Raw genomic sequence first — 16,535 nt, 5'->3', positions numbered from 1 at the left:
ATGGGACAACGCATCTTGATTGTAGATGACGCAGCTTTTATGAGAATGATGATTAAAGATATTTTAACTAAAAATGGTTTTGACGTAGTGGGGGAAGCACAAGATGGTGTTCAAGCTGTTGAAAAATATAACGAATTAGAACCTGATTTGGTCACAATGGATATCACGATGCCCGAAAAAGATGGCATAACCGCGTTAAAGGAAATCAAAGCAAAGCATCCAAGTGCAAAAATAATTATGTGCTCTGCAATGGGACAGCAAGCGATGGTAATTGATGCCATCCAAGCAGGTGCGAAAGATTTTATTGTTAAACCATTTCAGTCAGACCGTGTTATTGAAGCAATACAAAAGGCTTTGAATTAGGAACGAGTGAGTATGTTATTTAAAAAAATAAGTCTAGTTATCTGTTTCATCGCCATTTTCTCCTTTTCTATTCTATCTAACGAAGTCTCTGCTAGTTCTTCTAATGTGACTGACTGGCTAAATGAAGAAGAGGAAGGAGAAAATAGCCCAACTGAACAAGAAGGAAACAATCAAGAAGAGCAGGTGGAACAGGGGCAAGTGGAAGAAAGTGGATCCATGCTGTTTGATCTTATAAAAATGTTCTTTGCTTTAGTATTAGTATTGGCACTCATCTATGTGCTTTTAAAGTTTTTGAATAAGAGAAACAAGTTATTTACAAAGGTAAGAGCTCTTGAAAGCCTTGGTGGTGTATCAGTAGGACAAAATAAATCTGTTCAAATTGTACGTTTAGGGGACCGTTTTTACCTGCTTGGTGTGGGCGATAATGTTGAACTTTTACAGGAAATCACAGATGAAAATGTGAAGGCAGATTTGATAAGGCAGGATGAAGCACAGCAGCAAGGCACAGGTGGAATTCTTGCAGATCTATTTCAATCAAAAGGAAAGTCTACAACATCAACTATGAAATCAGATGGACCAGATTTTAAAGATCTTTTCTCGGGTGAATTGAAAAAGCTAAAGAGCAATCGCAACAAATTGATTCAACAGCAAAAGCAAAAGGAAGATAGACATGAATGAATTCGTAGACATGTTTTCTAGTTCGGATCCTTCGAATGTAGCGACATCTGTAAAACTATTACTCCTATTGACAGTCTTGTCTCTTGCGCCAGGTATATTAATATTGATGACGAGTTTCACTAGAATTATTATAGTCTTGTCATTTGTAAGAACATCACTTGCAACGCAACAAATGCCACCAAATCAGGTGCTTATTGGTATTGCCTTATTTCTTACCTTTTTTATTATGGCACCTATTTTTGGAGAGGTGTATGATGAAGCACTTCAACCATTATTCGATGAAGAAATAACCCTTGATGAGGCCTATGATAGAGCGAGTGCTCCAATGAAGGACTTTATGGCAGAGCATACACGCCAGAAAGACCTTGCCTTATTTATGAATTATGCTCAGCTAGAAAAGCCAGAAACAGTTCAGGAGATACCGCTGACAACCCTTGTTCCAGCATTTGCGATCAGTGAATTGAAGACTGCCTTTCAAATGGGATTCATGATTTTTGTTCCTTTTTTAATTATTGATATGGCTGTTGCAAGTGTCCTTATGTCAATGGGGATGATGATGCTGCCACCTGTAATGATCTCCCTGCCATTCAAAATTCTATTATTCGTATTAGTTGATGGTTGGTATATGATTACACATTCTCTGTTGGATAGTTTCTAAGTTGGATATTTTAAGAAAAGTAGGTGATTTTGGTGAGCAGTGAATTTGTATTAGGCCTCGCAGAAAAGGGAGTTTATACCATTCTCTTAATCACAGGCCCTTTGTTGATACTAGCGCTTGCTGTTGGCTTGCTGGTAAGTATTTTTCAAGCGACAACCCAAATACAGGAACAGACCTTAGCTTTTGTTCCGAAAATTGTAGCTGTATTGGTTGGACTCATTTTTTTTGGACCATGGATGCTTACAGAAATGGTTAAATTTACTTCCGACATATTTCAAAATTTAAATCAGTTTGTAGGGTAACCCATGCTTGAATTAATTAATGTTAATAGCTTGCCAGTTTTTATTCTTGTCTTTGTTCGAGTGCTAGCCTTTTTTGTCACGTTGCCACTATTTGCTTACGGAACTATACCAACACCATTTAAAATCGGCCTTAGTTTCTTTTTAGCTTTTATTATGTTTTATACAATTGGCACCACAGATATTGCTTTCGATGAATTGTACTTGTTTCTTTTAATAAAAGAAGTATTGGTTGGACTATTGATTGGTCTAATTGCATACATCATTCTTTCAGCAGTTCAAATCGCTGGTGGGTTTATAGATTTTCAGATGGGATTTGCAATAGCTAATGTTATTGATCCGCAAACTGGCGCACAAAGTCCATTAACGGGTCAATATTTTTATATCTTTTCCTTACTCTTTTTATTGGCTGTAGACGGGCATCATTTATTAATCGACGGTATTTACAATAGTTATTCGTTTATTCCTGTAGATACATTTATACCATTTGGCAACCAATCTATTGCTGATTTTGTTATCGATGCGTTTAATACGATGTTTCTGATCGCTTTCCAAATTGCCATACCAATTGTTGGCTGCCTGTTCTTAGTTGACGTCGCACTGGGTATTATAGCGAGAACGGTCCCACAACTAAATGTATTTGTAGTAGGACTTCCACTAAAGATACTTGTAAGTTTCCTAACTTTATTCGTTTTTCTAAGTCTCTATATTGTACTTGTTAAAAAATTATTTACATATCTGTTCCAAACAATGCAGGGACTGATGCAATTATTCGGGGGTGCGTAACTTGCTGAAGCTTGATTTACAATTTTTTGCAGGTGAAAAGACCGAAAAAGCAACTCCGAAAAAGCGTCAGGATGAGCGAAAGAAAGGGAAGGTTGCAAAGAGCCAGGATATTAATACAGCAATATTGCTGCTTTTTACCTTTATTATTCTCATCGTTTTTGGTAGCTCGATAAAGAATAGTATGATGGATTTCTTTACACATACTTTTACGGAATACATTCAATGGGATGTTACGGAAAACACAGTTCATCAAGTTTTTACCGGTGCAGCGATTGAAGCTGCCAAAATGCTGGCGCCTATTATGGTAATCGCGATAATAGCTGGGTTGGCCGCAAATTTTCTGCAAATTGGATTCTTGTTTACAACAGAGCCTTTAAAATTTGATCTGAAGAAAATAGATCCAATTCAAGGTGCTAAAAGAATATTCTCCATCAGAGCACTTGTTGAATTGCTCAAATCATTACTTAAAATTGTTTTCATCGGCACCATCACATTTCTTGTGATTTGGATAAATAAAGATGAAATGATGATGCTATCGTTTAAAACGGTGGATGGTGCGCTAGCCTTCTTTGGTCAGGTAACGGTTATCATGGCTATATCAGCGACCATTGCTCTTCTTTTTCTTGCTGTTTTCGATTATGCTTACCAGCGTTACGATTTTGAAAAGAATATGAAGATGTCTAAACAAGATGTAAAGGATGAATATAAAAATATTGAAGGGGACCCATTAATAAAGTCCAAAATAAAAGAAAGACAACGTCAAATGGCAACGCGCAGAATGATGAGTGAGGTCCCTAACGCAGATGTCGTCATCACGAACCCAACTCACTTTGCCATAGCGATTAAGTATGATGAGACCAAAGCAGACGCACCGTACATTGTCGCAAAGGGTTCAGACGATATTGCAATGAAGATAAAAGAAGTTGCTAAGAAAAATGGGGTAACCACAGTAGAGAATAAACCACTAGCCCGTGCCCTATATAAAGCAGCGGAGATAGGGGATATCATCCCAGAAGAGTTCTTCAAAGCAGTGGCTGAAGTGTTGGCGTATGTATATAAACTAGAGAAAAAAGCTTAAGCAATGAGGAGAGACAATAATGAAAGCTCGTGATTTATCCGTCCTTTTAGGTGTTATATTAATAATCGTAATGCTTGTCATTCCACTACCGGGATGGCTATTAAGTATTTTTATTTTATGTAATATAACCCTTGCATTAATCGTTATACTTGTATCAATGAACACACAGGAAGCATTGCAGTTTTCCATATTTCCATCTCTCTTGCTGCTTTTAACACTTTTCCGTTTAGGGTTAAATGTTTCTACTACCAGGTCAATTCTTTCTGAAGCTGAGGCAGGCGGAGTCGTAGAAACATTTGGTACATTTGTTATTGGTGATAATCCTCTTGTAGGTTTCGTTGTATTTATTATACTTGTAATCATTCAGTTTCTTGTAATCACTAAAGGCTCAGAACGTGTATCAGAAGTGGCAGCAAGGTTTACGCTTGATGCAATGCCAGGAAAGCAAATGAGTATTGATGCCGACCTGAATGCTGGACTGATTTCTGAGCAGCAAGCAAAAGCTAGGCGGGAAAAGGTAGAAAATGAGGCGGATTTTCACGGTTCTATGGATGGAGCTAGTAAATTTGTAAAAGGTGATGCTATTGCTGGTATAATCATCGTTCTCATTAACATTATTTTTGGCCTCATTATTGGCATGGTACAAATGGACATGCCGTTTCAAGAAGCAATTAATACATATATGAGATTGACTGTAGGGGATGGGCTTGTTAGTCAGATACCCGCCTTATTAATTGCAACAGCAACTGGAATTGTTGTAACACGTGTAGCAGGTACAGGGAACCTTGGAAGTGATGTTACAGGTCAACTATTACAATATCCAAAGCTATTATTTATTGCAGCTGGGACGATCTTCTTGCTTGGTTTAACGCCGATTAACTTCTTCCTTACTACTGTCATTGCGGGAGTCCTTGCATTGAGTGGATATTTGTTATTGAAACAGGCTGAAGAGCCGGAGGTCGATGAAGTAGAAGAAGAGGTTCAAACAGAAAGCAGTGCAATGAAGACTTCGGAAAATGTTGTTAGTTTAATTAATATGGATCCTATTGAGTTTGAATTTGGTTATGCTCTAATACCCTTAGCGGATACGAATCAAGGTGGAGATTTGTTGGACAGAATAATTATGATCCGACGACAATTGGCAATCGAATTAGGAATCGTCATACCGGTTGTTCGCATTCGTGATAACATCCAACTTAACCCTAACGAATACCAAATGAAAATTAAGGGAAATGAAGTGGCAGAAGGGGAGTTGCTGCTTGATCATTACCTTGCGATGTCTCCTGATATTGCAGATGATGACATCGATGGAATCGATACAAAAGAACCGGCGTTCGGTCTTCCCGCTAAATGGATAAACGAAGAAGTAAAAGATGAAGCTGAGTTGTCCGGTTATACTGTTGTAGATCCACCATCAGTTGTATCGACCCATATTACGGAAGTGATAAAGAAACATGCACATACTTTACTAGGCCGACAGGAAACAAAACAATTAATTGATCACCTAAAAGAAAGTTATCCAATATTAGTAGAGGAAGTGACGCCAGAGCCTTTATCTATTGGAGACATTCAGAAAGTATTGGCAAAACTTTTAAAAGAAAATATTTCCATACGAAATTTGCCAGTAATCTTTGAAACCCTAGCAGACTTCTCAAAATTAACAAATGATACAGAACTACTAGGGGAATATGTAAGACAAGCCTTATCTCCACAGATTACTAAGCAATATGCAGAAGATGATTCTTCATTGAAGGTATTGACTGTCTCAGGGAAAGTCGAGAAACTTCTAGCGGAAAACATCCAGCAGACAGAGCATGGGAATTATTTAGCGCTGGACCCTGATTCCCAACAAGAAATTGTGAAATCTCTGCACAATGAAGCTGAAAAGTTATCATTACAGGAAGAAACTGCAATCGTACTTTGCTCCCCAGCGGTTAGAATGTATTTGAAACAGCTTGTTGAACGTTTCCTTCCACAGGTTGTCGTGCTATCATACAATGAATTGGAGCCAACAGTACAAGTACAAAGCGTAGGGGTGGTGAATATTCAATGAAGGTAAAAAAATATACTGCGGCAACCATGCCAGAAGCAATGAAGCAGGTAAGGAAAGAATTGGGTACAGGAGCTGTTATCTTAAATTCCAAAGAGGTAAAGCATAAAGGCTTTTTAGGACTTTTTAAAAAAAGCAGAATTGAAGTGGTCGCGGCACATGATCCAGATCCAATTCGACCAAGCAATAACCAAACGATACCAAACAAAGTAGCCGATACATCAAAAAGAGAAATGAAGCAAGATGTTTCGAAATCGGACTCTGATAACCTTGTCTTAGAGGAAATAAAGCAACTAAAAAAAATGCTTCATTACTCAACAGATGAAACCAGTCATTATCCAATGAACTATCGACTTGTTTATGAAGGCTTACTTGCACAAGAAGTAGAGCCAATTCTTGCTAAACAGCTTGTGGATAAAGTATTGGATAAGGCAAGCGATCTAGGATCAGAAAATGTAGGTTATCGTGATATAGTTGACACCTTAGCGACGGTTTTAAAGACAGATCTTTCCGGATTTCCGTATAAAGGCATAGAGGATACGAAGAAAATTGCACAGTTTGTAGGTCCGACAGGGGTTGGGAAGACAACAACCATCGCTAAAATCGCAGCAAAATGTATGCTAGAGGACCAGAAGAAAGTTGCGCTTATAACCTCTGATACTTATCGTATTGCAGCTGTAGAGCAATTGAGAACGTATGCCAAGATATTAGATGTGCCAATGGAAGTTGCATATACAGCAGATGACTTTAGGCAAGCATTTGATAAATATGCCAATTACGATGTCATTCTTGTTGATACAGCCGGCAGAAATTTCCGAGATGAACAGTATATAAGACAGCTAAAGGAAACCACTCGTCCTGAATGGGAGATGGATACGTATCTCGTACTAGCTCTAACGGCAAAAGCAGAAGATATTACTACCATTTATAACCAGTTTTCTCAGATTGGTATCAAAGAAGTAGTATTCACAAAGACTGATGAAACCAGACAATATGGTAGCTTTCTAAATATATCACTTGGCAAACAGACTGGAATTGCGTATGCAACCAATGGACAGGACGTTCCTGAAGATCTATTAAAATTGTCACCTTCGCTGATAAGTGATTACATTGTGGACGGTTTGCGAGATGTTTGAGGATCAAGCATCAAGTCTTCGAAAAAAATTGAAACAAGATAACCCTTTACATGATTTAAAACAAGCAAAAACTGTTTCTATTATTAGTGGTAAGGGCGGTGTAGGCAAGTCTAATGTAGCACTCAATTTATCATTAGAGTTAGTTAGTCAGAAAAACCGTGTCCTTTTATTCGATCTGGATATCGGCATGGGGAATATAGACATTTTAATGGGAGTGCCGGCACGCAAGTCAATTGTTAACCTCTTGCAAAATTATGAAAGAATTGAAGATATAATAGAAACAGGACCTAAGGGGTTAGGATACATTGCAGGAGGTTCAGGGCTGAATGAATTGTTTTCACTTAATAAAGAAAGCAGAGATTATTTTTTTGAACAGTATCATAAGCTAGTTTCTTCCTATGATTATATTATTTTCGATATGGGCGCGGGGGCAACTAAGGATACCATGTCATTTATTTTGGCCTCTGATGAATGTATTGTTATAACTACTCCAGAGCCAACATCCATTACAGATGCGTATGGCATGATTAAACATATCGTATCCAACAACCTGGAAATGCCCATGAAAGTTATTATGAATAGAGCTTCAAGTACAAAAGAAGGTGAACGGGCTTTACAGCGGTTCCGTGAAGTGGTGATGCGTTTTCTTGAGGTTAATGTGAATGCACTGGGCATATTACCTGATGATAAGCATGTATCCCAAGCCGTTATTCGGCAGATTCCTTATACTATATATAATGAGAATGCTCCTGTTAGTAAGGCTATGAAACAACTAGCCTATCATTATACGGATAATTTACCGCACGATATTCAACAATCTAGCCGTAAGACTTTCCTACAAAAACTAAAACAACTGATGACAGAGAGGTAACGAATTATGAAATCTATTCGTGTGCTGGTAATTGATGATTCTGCATTTATGCGAAAGGTTATTAAGGATATGCTAGAATCAGACCGACGTATTCAAGTAATTGCTACAGCCCGCAATGGTGAGGACGGGATTAGGAAAATAAAAAAGTTGTCACCAGATGTTGTAACATTGGATATTCATATGCCTGTAATGGATGGTATTACAGCACTTCAATATATTATGGGTGAATGCCCAGTTCCTGTTGTAATGTTATCGAGCGCTACTGCAGAGGGGGCAGACAAAACCTTACAGGCAATTTCTAATGGAGCAGTTGATTTTATAACGAAGCCTTCAGGAAGTTTATCGATAGAGAATGGTCAGATAACAAAAGAAATTATTAGTAAAGTAATAGCAGCGTCTGGTGTATCTATTGCAGAAAAACCTGAAGAGACTAAAATACAATCTACTGACATTCCTGTCCAAAACCGGAAACAGACATATAGCCGAACGATTGTAACCATTGGTACGTCAACGGGAGGGCCACGCGCTTTACAACAAGTAATACCTTGCCTACCAGCTGATTTTTCAGCGCCGATATTGATTGTTCAACATATGCCTCCTGGCTTTACCAAGTCTCTTGCAGAGCGCCTGAATTCAATGTCAGCAGTTCATGTCAAAGAGGCAGTTCATGGTGAAGTCCTTGAGGATGGGACAGCGTATATTGCCCCTGGAAATTACCATATGCATGTAAAAAAACGCGGAATAGCGATGGTTGTGGAATTATCTCAAAAAGAACCAGTTAATGGGCATAGGCCTTCTGTTGATGTGTTGTTTGAATCTGCAGGTGACTTAGATCAAACAAACAAAATTGCCGTTATTCTAACGGGAATGGGAAGCGATGGATCTAACGGAATCAAGAGGATGAAAACAATAGATCCTTCTACCATAACCATAGCGGAATCAGAAAAGACAGCCGTTATTTATGGAATGCCAAAGTCTGCAGTTAAAACGAACTGTGTTAATCACATTGTGGCATTAAACCAAGTTGCGGATACGCTTGAAAATCTGGTGAACGTATAAGAGTATATAGACTTTGTTTCATAGTCGAAAAGTATTTTTAGAATTGCCAATTAGGCTTATTATCAAAATATAAAAAAGAAAAACGGAGGCGTGAAAAATGGAAACAGGAACTTCACTTAATAGAAAAGTTATTATATTTCAATTGCAGAATGAAGAGTATGCAGTATCAGTACAGCAAGTAGGGGCAATAGAAAGGGTGCTCCCGATTACTAGAGTACCTCAAACTGCTGACTTTGTTAAAGGTGTGATAAATCTGCGAGGAGTTGTAACACCAGTCATTGACTTGCGCGTCAGATTTAATCTCGAAGCAACAGAATACAATGAATCTACTAGAATTATTATTATTAATTTGGAAGATATGGAGGTCGGTTTGATCGTAGATGCTGCCAATGATGTAATGGATATTTCTGAAGATGCAATCGAACCACCACCTGAAGTAATTGGAACTGTAGATGTAGACTATATCGAAGGTGTTGTAAAAATGGAAGATCGATTGTTCATTCTTCTTGATCTTGAGAAGGTTTTAACGGTTGATCAAGTGAAGGAATTACATGGAGTGGAAGGGTCTTAATAAATGAACGACTTTACAAACCTAACCAACGTACAAAAAGATGTGCTTCGAGAAATAGGTAATATTGGAGCAGGAAATGCAGCAACCTCCATGGCAAAATTACTTAATAAGAAAATTGATATGCAAGTCCCTTCAGTTAAAGTGGTAAGTTTTGATGAAGTAATGGAATTAATTGGTGGACCTGATGAACTAATTGCTGCAGTGTTTTTCCGAATCCAGGGAGAAGCACCTGGGACAGTGTATTTTATATTATCTATTGAAGAGGCGGAATTCTTGGTTAATGAAATAGTACCTGGAAATAAAGGGAATTTACTCGGTGAGTCAGCCAACGACTTTGCTATCTCTGCATTGCAGGAGGCGGGGAATATTTTAACTGGTTCTTATTTATCCGCGTTGTCAGACTTTACTAATATCAATATGCAACCCTCTGTACCTTATTTAAGTATTGATATGGCTGGAGCTATTTTGACAGTAGGGTTATTAGAGTTATCGCAAGTCTCAGATTATGCCATCATCATTGATACCAAGATTAATGAGCAAGAAGATCAAAAAGGTGTTCAGGGGAATTTCTTGCTAATACCAGATCCAGCTTCACTCACTAAGTTATTTCATGCATTAGGAATTACGGAATATGATTGAGGTTAACTCTATAGTGAAAGTTGGTATAGCGGATTTAAATATGGTAACAGCACCAGGTGTTATCCGGACCTCTGGACTTGGATCATGTGTAGGTGTAGTAATTTATGATGATGTTAAGCGGATAGCAGGACTCTCCCACATCCTTCTGCCAGATTCTAATATGGCAAAACAGGCGGAACTAAATGCTTATAAATATGCAGATACTGCCATTCCGATCTTAGTTAATAAATTAATTGACGAGGGTGCTAGAAAATATGCATTAAAAGCAAAACTCGCTGGTGGGGCGCAAATGTTTCACTTCACTTCTAATTCTGACATTATGCGAATTGGCCCACGAAATTCTGAAGCAGTTTTAGCTATTTTACAAGACTTACGCATTCCTGTTATCGCAGCCGATACGGGTGGTAACGTTGGAAGAACAATAGAGTTTAATCCTGAAACAAGTAAATTGAAAATAAAAAAAGCTAGTAAAGAGGAACAACTGATTTAATTGAAGCTAGTTGGTTTAATAGTAGAGAGGGAGGAGTTAATGATGACGGTGAACAAGTCTTCTCATGAACAAAAGTTGTGGCATGATTGGCAGACCCGAAAGGATAACAATGCTGCAAATGAACTCATTCAAACATATATGTATCTTGTAAGCTACCATACTGAGCGAATCTCCAGTCATTTGCCGAGTAGTGTGAATAGGGATGATGTTAAGAGTTTTGGATTGCTCGGGTTATATGACGCACTTAAAAAGTTCGAACCAGCACGAGATCTTAAGTTTGATACATATGCATCCTTCCGTATCAGAGGAGCGATTATGGATGGGTTGAGAAGAGAAGACTGGCTTCCTAGATCATTACGTGAGAAAACGAAGAAACTGGAGCAGCTAACCCATTCACTTGAACAAGCACTCCAACGCATGCCAACAATGGAAGAGATTGCTGAAAAGGCTGGACTGGGAGTGAAAGAAGTGGAGACCATCTTAAATGATTCATTATTTGCGAATGTCCTATCTATCGAAGAGAAACCAAAAGATGGAAGAAGTGAATTGAAAGAGGGAATTGGCTATGCTGTACCTGATGAAACAACGGTTTTACCTGAGCTCAATGTTCTTTCAAATGAATTAAAAAAAGAACTAGCAGAAGGTATTAGCAGTTTAAATGAAAATGAACAAATGGTAATCAGTTTGTTTTACCAGGATGAATTGTCTTTAACGGAAATTGGACAGGTACTCGGCCTTACTACTTCCCGTATCTCACAGATTCATAAAAAGTCTATCGTCAAATTAAGAAGTACGCTCAAAAAAATCCAGGCTGTTAACTAACAAACCATTCTTCTTACATCTATATGCCTGAGTCGAAGTTTAAAAACAGGATAAGGAGAAGAAGTGATGGAACAGTTAAGAGAATGCTTTCAAGTCGTTTTAAAGAAGGATGGCTTATCTGCTGAATTGGATTGTCTCGATAGAGGGATGTACAAGGAAATAAAGATGGATGAGGAAATATTAAACAGCCTAATGAAAGAGAATCAAATACACTATGGACTTAACGAAACTTATTTTCAACGTCTTATAGCTAAAGAGGATCTTTCTTTCCCTATTACGATTGCAAAAGGTAAGCCAGCAATAAATGGAATAGACGGGCAAATTGTCTATCATTCTAACTTAACTACGGAAATAGATCGTGATTCCAGCGCGAATTTCCGCGATATTATGCGGATTCCTGCCGCAACAACTGGACAGAAGCTTGCTACATTAATACCACCGACAAATGAGGAAGATGGAATTAATGTTTTCAATAAGAAAATAAGAGCCAAGCCAGGTAAGGTGGCTCTTTTAAATCCAGGTAAAAACGTTGTATTTCATCAGGAAGACCAATCTTTCTATGCAGAAGCGGAAGGGGAACTGAGCATAATAGGGAATACGTTACATGTTTATCCAGTTTATGAAGTGCATGAGACACTTTCTATGAAATACGGCAATCTTGACTTTGTTGGGACCATTATTATTCATGGAGATGTACCCTCAGGGTTTTCGGTTAAAGCTACAGCAGACATCAAAATTTATGGTCTAGTGGAAGCGGCCACCATCATTGCAGGTGGGACAGTTTTTATTGCAGAGGGACTTGCAGGTCAAAAGGAAGGTTCCGTAGTAGCAGGAGAAACAGTCAGGGTTGGGTATATTAATCAGGGCAGCGTGGTGGCAGAAAAGGACATTTTCGTAGAGAACTCTATCCTTCACAGTACTTGTGCAGCAGGTGAAAAGGTCTATTGCCAAAAAGGTAATATTATTGGTGGCAGTGTATCCGCGGGTAAATCTGTGGAAGCGATGGATGTTGGCAACAGACTACATATAAAAACAGAGATTTCCCTTGGTATAAACAAGCTAGCTATGGAAAAAGAGCAAGTATTGGTTACAAAAAAGAAGGAATTAGAAGATGAGATAGCGAAACTCTCTATACTGGGTAAAAGGATGAAAAACACATCTCTTACAACAAGCGATGCAAAATTACGCATTACAAAACTTAGACTGCGCAATCTTTATGAAAAAGCTAGTAATGAACTTGCCACCGTTACGGAAAATCTTAAAATGGTTAAAGTCACACTAGGAAACGAACAAATAGCTTCCATTACTGTTAGGCAAAATCTTTACCGTAACGTTAGGATTGCTTTTGGGAAATATAAAAAAGCGATCAAGTCAGATTCGCATTATGTAAGATTAGAGATGAACAAGAACGAAATCGTAACACATCCATTATTCAGTTAATGCAGGGAATTTTCCCAAAAAGGGAAGTGTGGTTATGAGTTGGCGTTCTATAGAAATGCAGGTAGCCTTGCCAAGAACACAGGATGCAGGTAAAATGCAAGAACAACAAATGAAACAGAACCAGCATTTTCAAGAGTCCTTAGCTGGAGTGCAGTTAAAACAACAATTGGAAAAGCGAAAACAGGTGAATAAGTCTGAAAACGCGGAGAAAATTAAAAAGGAAGAAAAACGTACTAATAGCTCCGAACCGAATGAGAAAGAGCAGGAACTGCGGTCTATAAGCAAGAATGACCACCCTTTTTTAGGAAAGAGGATAGATTTCAACGGATAGTAGGGAGAATTATAATTATATGGAATCTTTTTTACTGATTATCAGTTTTTTATTACATCTCGTGACACTCACCATTATATTCCAGCTATTTAGGCAAAGATCCCAGCCAAAGTTTGATACACAAACAGAAGAGCTAGTCACATTATTGGAAACATACCTACAAGAAATAAAAGAGGAAAATAATCGATTACAGGAAGCAATAAGTAGCGAAGAAGATAAGGTAACTTCTGTACCTAAGGGAGTTGCTTATGAACCCATTCGTTCTCAAGCAAACTATGATTACAGTGAACAAGAGAATTCATCGTATACTCCACCAGTTCCAATTGAGGAAGATCAAGTGGAAGCATCCTTGCAAAGTAGGATACTCCAATTGCACCATAGGGGAAAAAGCAATACCGAAATCGCAAAGCAATTGGACTGCGGCAAGACAGAAGTTGAGCTTATTATAAAATTGTATGCAAAAAATGGTGAATAATACTTGCTTAGAGGCGAACGGTATGATATATTAACTTTTGGTGTAAATACTATGTTCATATATTAATGAACGAGGTACGAAAACACGCACGTTCCGTGATTTGTATAGTGGGTGCTGTATAACAGTCTCTATATAAAAATGACCTGAACGGAGGAATAAAACCTTAGGAGGAAGATATTATGTCAGCAATTTCTATGAAGCAACTACTTGAAGCTGGTGTACATTTCGGACATCAGACTCGCCGTTGGAATCCAAAGATGAAAAAATACATCTTTACAGAACGTAACGGCATCTACATCATTGACCTACAAAAAACAGTTAAAAAGGTTGATGAAGCGTACAATTACGTGAAGGAAATCGCGTCAAATGGCGGGACTGTACTTTTCGTTGGTACAAAAAAACAAGCACAGGACTCTGTCCGTGACGAAGCAACTCGTTCTGGTATGTTTTATGTAAACCAGCGCTGGTTGGGTGGAACACTTACTAACTTCCAAACAATCCGTAAACGTATCAACCGTCTTAAAGACATTGAGCGTATGGAAGAAGATGGTACTTTTGAAGTACTACCTAAAAAAGAAGTAGTAAACCTTTTAAAAGAAAAAGAACGTCTAGTAAAATTCCTTGGTGGAATTAAAGAAATGACTAAATTGCCTGATGCATTGTTCGTTATCGACCCACGTAAAGAGCGCATCGCTATCGCAGAAGCTCACAAGTTAAACATTCCGATTATCGGAATCGTTGATACTAACTGTGATCCAGACGAAATCGATTATGTCATTCCTGCAAACGATGATGCTATTCGTGCAGTGAAACTTTTGACATCTAAAATGGCAGATGCTATTTTGGAAGTGAAACAAGGCGAAGAAACAGAAGAAGTGCAGGCTGAAGAAGAAGCAGTGACTGCTCCTGAATCAAATCAAGAGTAAATTCAAGTAAAAGGTGAGGGTGATAAGAGGATAAGAGCCTTTTATCACCCTTTTTTAAAGCAAAAAACCTAGAAAATGACTTAATCCAAGGAGGAATTATAATGGCAATTACTGCAAAAATGGTTAAAGAACTACGCGAAAAAACAGGTGCAGGAATGATGGATTGTAAAAAAGCACTTCAAGAGACTGAAGGCGATATTGATAAAGCGGTAGACTATCTTCGTGAAAAAGGTATTTCTAAAGCTGCTAAAAAGGCAGATCGTATTGCTGCAGAAGGATCTACTTACATCGAAGTTGTAGACAATAGTGCTGTACTACTTGAAGTAAACTGTGAAACAGATTTCGTTACTAAAAATGATCAATTCAAAAATTTGTTAGCTGAACTTGGTAAACATATCGTTAACCAGAAGCCAGAAACTGTTGAAGAAGCACTTCAACAAGAACTTCATGGAAATGGCGATACAGTAGAAACATATATCAACTCTACTGTTGCTACAATTGGAGAAAAAATCTCTTTACGTCGTTTTACAGTTTTAACTAAAACAGATAATGATGCATTTGGTTCATACCTACACATGGGTGGACGTATTGGTGTACTTGCTTTACTTGAAGGTACAACAGACGAAGATCTTGCAAAAGATGTTGCAATGCACGTAGCTGCAGTTAACCCTCGTTATGTATCTCGTGATGCTGTATCTGAAGAAGAAGTAAATCATGAGCGCGAAGTATTAAAAACACAAGCGTTAAACGAAGGAAAACCTGCTAATATTGTTGAAAAAATGGTAGAAGGCCGTCTTGGTAAATTCTTTGAAGAAATTTGTCTTCTAGAACAAAGCTTCGTTAAAGATCCAGACCAAAAAGTGAAGAAAATTGTAGCTGATAAAGGTGCTACTGTTCAAACTTTCATCCGTTATGAAGTTGGAGAAGGAATGGAAAAACGCGAAGAAAACTTTGCTGATGAAGTAATGAGCCAAATTAAAAAATAATAAACCACATAGGGAGCACTCGTTGTTCCCTATTTCTCCAAATTACTTTACTCTTCTTTTGCTTCTGTTGTTTATATGTGCAACAAAAAAGCAAAACAAAGACCTATTAGTGGTAGAAACCCTATAAAATCTTATTTATTCATGGAGGTTATTATGACAACAGCTCGTTACCGAAGAATTGTACTAAAGTTAAGCGGAGAAGCTTTAAGTGGAGAACAGGGTTATGGCCTTGAACCAAAGATAATAAAATCCGTCGCTGAGCAAGTTAAAGAAATTTCAGCACTAGATGTAGAAATAGCGATCGTTGTTGGCGGTGGAAACATCTGGCGAGGAAAAGTCGGTAGTGAAATGGGAATGGATCGAGCAACAGCAGACTACATGGGAATGCTTGCTACCATCATGAACTCACTGGCATTGCAAGACGGATTGGAAAACATTGGTATTCCGACAAGAGTACAGACTTCCATTGAAATGCGTCAAGTTGCAGAGCCGTACATAAGAAGAAAAGCCATTCGCCATTTAGAGAAAAAGCGAGTTGTGATCTTTGCGGCTGGTACTGGTAACCCGTATTTCTCTACAGACACAACAGCCGCGTTACGAGCTGCAGAAATCGAAGCAGAAGTAATTCTAATGGCCAAAAATAATGTTGACGGTGTCTACACAGATGATCCGAAATTAAATAAAAATGCTGAGAAGTATGAGCAACTGTCCTATATGGAAATGCTAAATGAAGGCTTAGGTGTAATGGATTCAACTGCTTCAACTCTTTGTATGGATAATGATATTCCACTAATTGTCTTCTCAATCACAGAAGAAGGCAACATAAAACGCGTTGTCCAAGGTGAAAACATTGGTACAACAATAAGGGGGAAATAAA

20 protein-coding genes are annotated in these 16,535 nt (G+C 38.1%); all 20 read left to right on the top strand.

The genetic code is table 11. The features are described 5' to 3' along the window. Entirely contained in the window at positions 1 to 363 is a 363-nt protein-coding gene (locus tag BN988_RS03295; RefSeq protein ID WP_036573058.1) for a response regulator, read from the top strand. A gap of 12 nt (positions 364 to 375) precedes the next feature. Then, the gene (locus BN988_RS03290) at positions 376 to 1,041 is read left to right on the top strand and encodes a flagellar biosynthetic protein FliO (RefSeq protein WP_036573057.1); all 666 of its coding nucleotides are present in this window, start codon (positions 376 to 378) and stop codon (positions 1,039 to 1,041) included. Continuing rightward, a complete protein-coding gene (fliP, locus tag BN988_RS03285) occupies positions 1,034 to 1,699 on the top strand; it encodes a flagellar type III secretion system pore protein FliP (protein ID WP_036573056.1) in 666 nt (221 codons plus the stop codon). The genes BN988_RS03290 and fliP overlap by 8 nt, the downstream gene beginning before the upstream one ends. 32 nt (positions 1,700 to 1,731) lie before the next feature. After that, a complete protein-coding gene (gene fliQ / locus BN988_RS03280) occupies positions 1,732 to 2,001 on the top strand; it encodes a flagellar biosynthesis protein FliQ (protein ID WP_036573055.1) in 270 nt (89 codons plus the stop codon). Positions 2,002 to 2,004: 3 nt separating this feature from the next. Beyond that, positions 2,005 to 2,784: a flagellar biosynthetic protein FliR gene (gene fliR / locus BN988_RS03275; RefSeq protein WP_036573054.1), complete on the top strand. Its 780-nt coding sequence runs from the start codon at positions 2,005 to 2,007 to the stop codon at positions 2,782 to 2,784. A 1-nt stretch (position 2,785) separates the two neighbouring features. Beyond that, a complete protein-coding gene (gene flhB, locus BN988_RS03270; protein WP_036573053.1) occupies positions 2,786 to 3,862 on the top strand; it encodes a flagellar biosynthesis protein FlhB in 1,077 nt (358 codons plus the stop codon). A gap of 19 nt (positions 3,863 to 3,881) precedes the next feature. Beyond that, a complete protein-coding gene (flhA, locus tag BN988_RS03265; RefSeq protein WP_036573052.1) occupies positions 3,882 to 5,915 on the top strand; it encodes a flagellar biosynthesis protein FlhA in 2,034 nt (677 codons plus the stop codon). Next, on the top strand, positions 5,912 to 7,048 hold the full coding sequence (gene flhF, locus BN988_RS03260) for a flagellar biosynthesis protein FlhF (RefSeq protein ID WP_036573051.1): 1,137 nt from the start codon (positions 5,912 to 5,914) through the stop codon (positions 7,046 to 7,048). The genes flhA and flhF overlap by 4 nt, the downstream gene beginning before the upstream one ends. After that, positions 7,041 to 7,919, top strand: coding sequence for a MinD/ParA family protein (locus tag BN988_RS03255; protein WP_036573050.1), 879 nt, complete (start codon positions 7,041 to 7,043; stop codon positions 7,917 to 7,919). The genes flhF and BN988_RS03255 overlap by 8 nt, the downstream gene beginning before the upstream one ends. 6 nt (positions 7,920 to 7,925) lie before the next feature. Then, positions 7,926 to 8,978: a protein-glutamate methylesterase/protein-glutamine glutaminase gene (locus BN988_RS03250; protein ID WP_036573049.1), complete on the top strand. Its 1,053-nt coding sequence runs from the start codon at positions 7,926 to 7,928 to the stop codon at positions 8,976 to 8,978. 97 nt (positions 8,979 to 9,075) lie between these two features. Continuing rightward, entirely contained in the window at positions 9,076 to 9,549 is a 474-nt protein-coding gene (locus BN988_RS03245; protein WP_036573048.1) for a chemotaxis protein CheW, read from the top strand. Between the two features lie 3 nt (positions 9,550 to 9,552). Further along, positions 9,553 to 10,188, top strand: coding sequence for a chemotaxis protein CheC (locus BN988_RS03240; protein WP_036573047.1), 636 nt, complete (start codon positions 9,553 to 9,555; stop codon positions 10,186 to 10,188). Further along, complete coding sequence (locus BN988_RS03235) at positions 10,181 to 10,678, top strand: chemotaxis protein CheD (protein WP_036573046.1); 498 nt, start codon at positions 10,181 to 10,183, stop codon at positions 10,676 to 10,678. The genes BN988_RS03240 and BN988_RS03235 overlap by 8 nt, the downstream gene beginning before the upstream one ends. Positions 10,679 to 10,720: 42 nt before the next feature. Beyond that, positions 10,721 to 11,500, top strand: a complete 780-nt coding sequence (locus tag BN988_RS03230; protein WP_036573045.1) for a FliA/WhiG family RNA polymerase sigma factor — start codon at positions 10,721 to 10,723, stop codon at positions 11,498 to 11,500. A 66-nt stretch (positions 11,501 to 11,566) separates the two neighbouring features. Continuing rightward, on the top strand, positions 11,567 to 12,940 hold the full coding sequence (locus tag BN988_RS03225; RefSeq protein WP_036573044.1) for a DUF342 domain-containing protein: 1,374 nt from the start codon (positions 11,567 to 11,569) through the stop codon (positions 12,938 to 12,940). Between the two features lie 34 nt (positions 12,941 to 12,974). Next, positions 12,975 to 13,271 carry a hypothetical protein gene (locus BN988_RS03220; RefSeq protein WP_036573043.1) on the top strand — a complete coding sequence of 99 codons (297 nt, stop codon included), beginning with the start codon at positions 12,975 to 12,977 and terminating at the stop codon, positions 13,269 to 13,271. A 19-nt stretch (positions 13,272 to 13,290) separates the two neighbouring features. Beyond that, positions 13,291 to 13,746 (top strand): DUF6115 domain-containing protein, encoded by a 456-nt coding sequence (locus BN988_RS03215; protein ID WP_036573042.1) that lies wholly within the window; start codon positions 13,291 to 13,293, stop codon positions 13,744 to 13,746. A gap of 179 nt (positions 13,747 to 13,925) precedes the next feature. Next, positions 13,926 to 14,672 carry a 30S ribosomal protein S2 gene (gene rpsB / locus BN988_RS03210; RefSeq protein ID WP_036573041.1) on the top strand — a complete coding sequence of 249 codons (747 nt, stop codon included), beginning with the start codon at positions 13,926 to 13,928 and terminating at the stop codon, positions 14,670 to 14,672. Positions 14,673 to 14,773: 101 nt separating this feature from the next. After that, positions 14,774 to 15,658, top strand: a complete 885-nt coding sequence (gene tsf, locus BN988_RS03205) for a translation elongation factor Ts (RefSeq protein ID WP_036573040.1) — start codon at positions 14,774 to 14,776, stop codon at positions 15,656 to 15,658. Positions 15,659 to 15,811: 153 nt separating this feature from the next. Continuing rightward, positions 15,812 to 16,534, top strand: coding sequence for a UMP kinase (gene pyrH, locus BN988_RS03200; protein ID WP_036573039.1), 723 nt, complete (start codon positions 15,812 to 15,814; stop codon positions 16,532 to 16,534). The last annotated feature ends 1 nt before the right edge of the window (position 16,535 follow it).

The organism is Oceanobacillus picturae (genome assembly GCF_000612865.1).
Taxonomy (GTDB): domain Bacteria; phylum Bacillota; class Bacilli; order Bacillales; family Amphibacillaceae; genus Oceanobacillus_B; species Oceanobacillus_B jordanicus.
The sequence above is the reverse complement of the archived record's forward strand: the minus strand, read 5'-3'. Positions and strand labels throughout refer to the sequence as shown.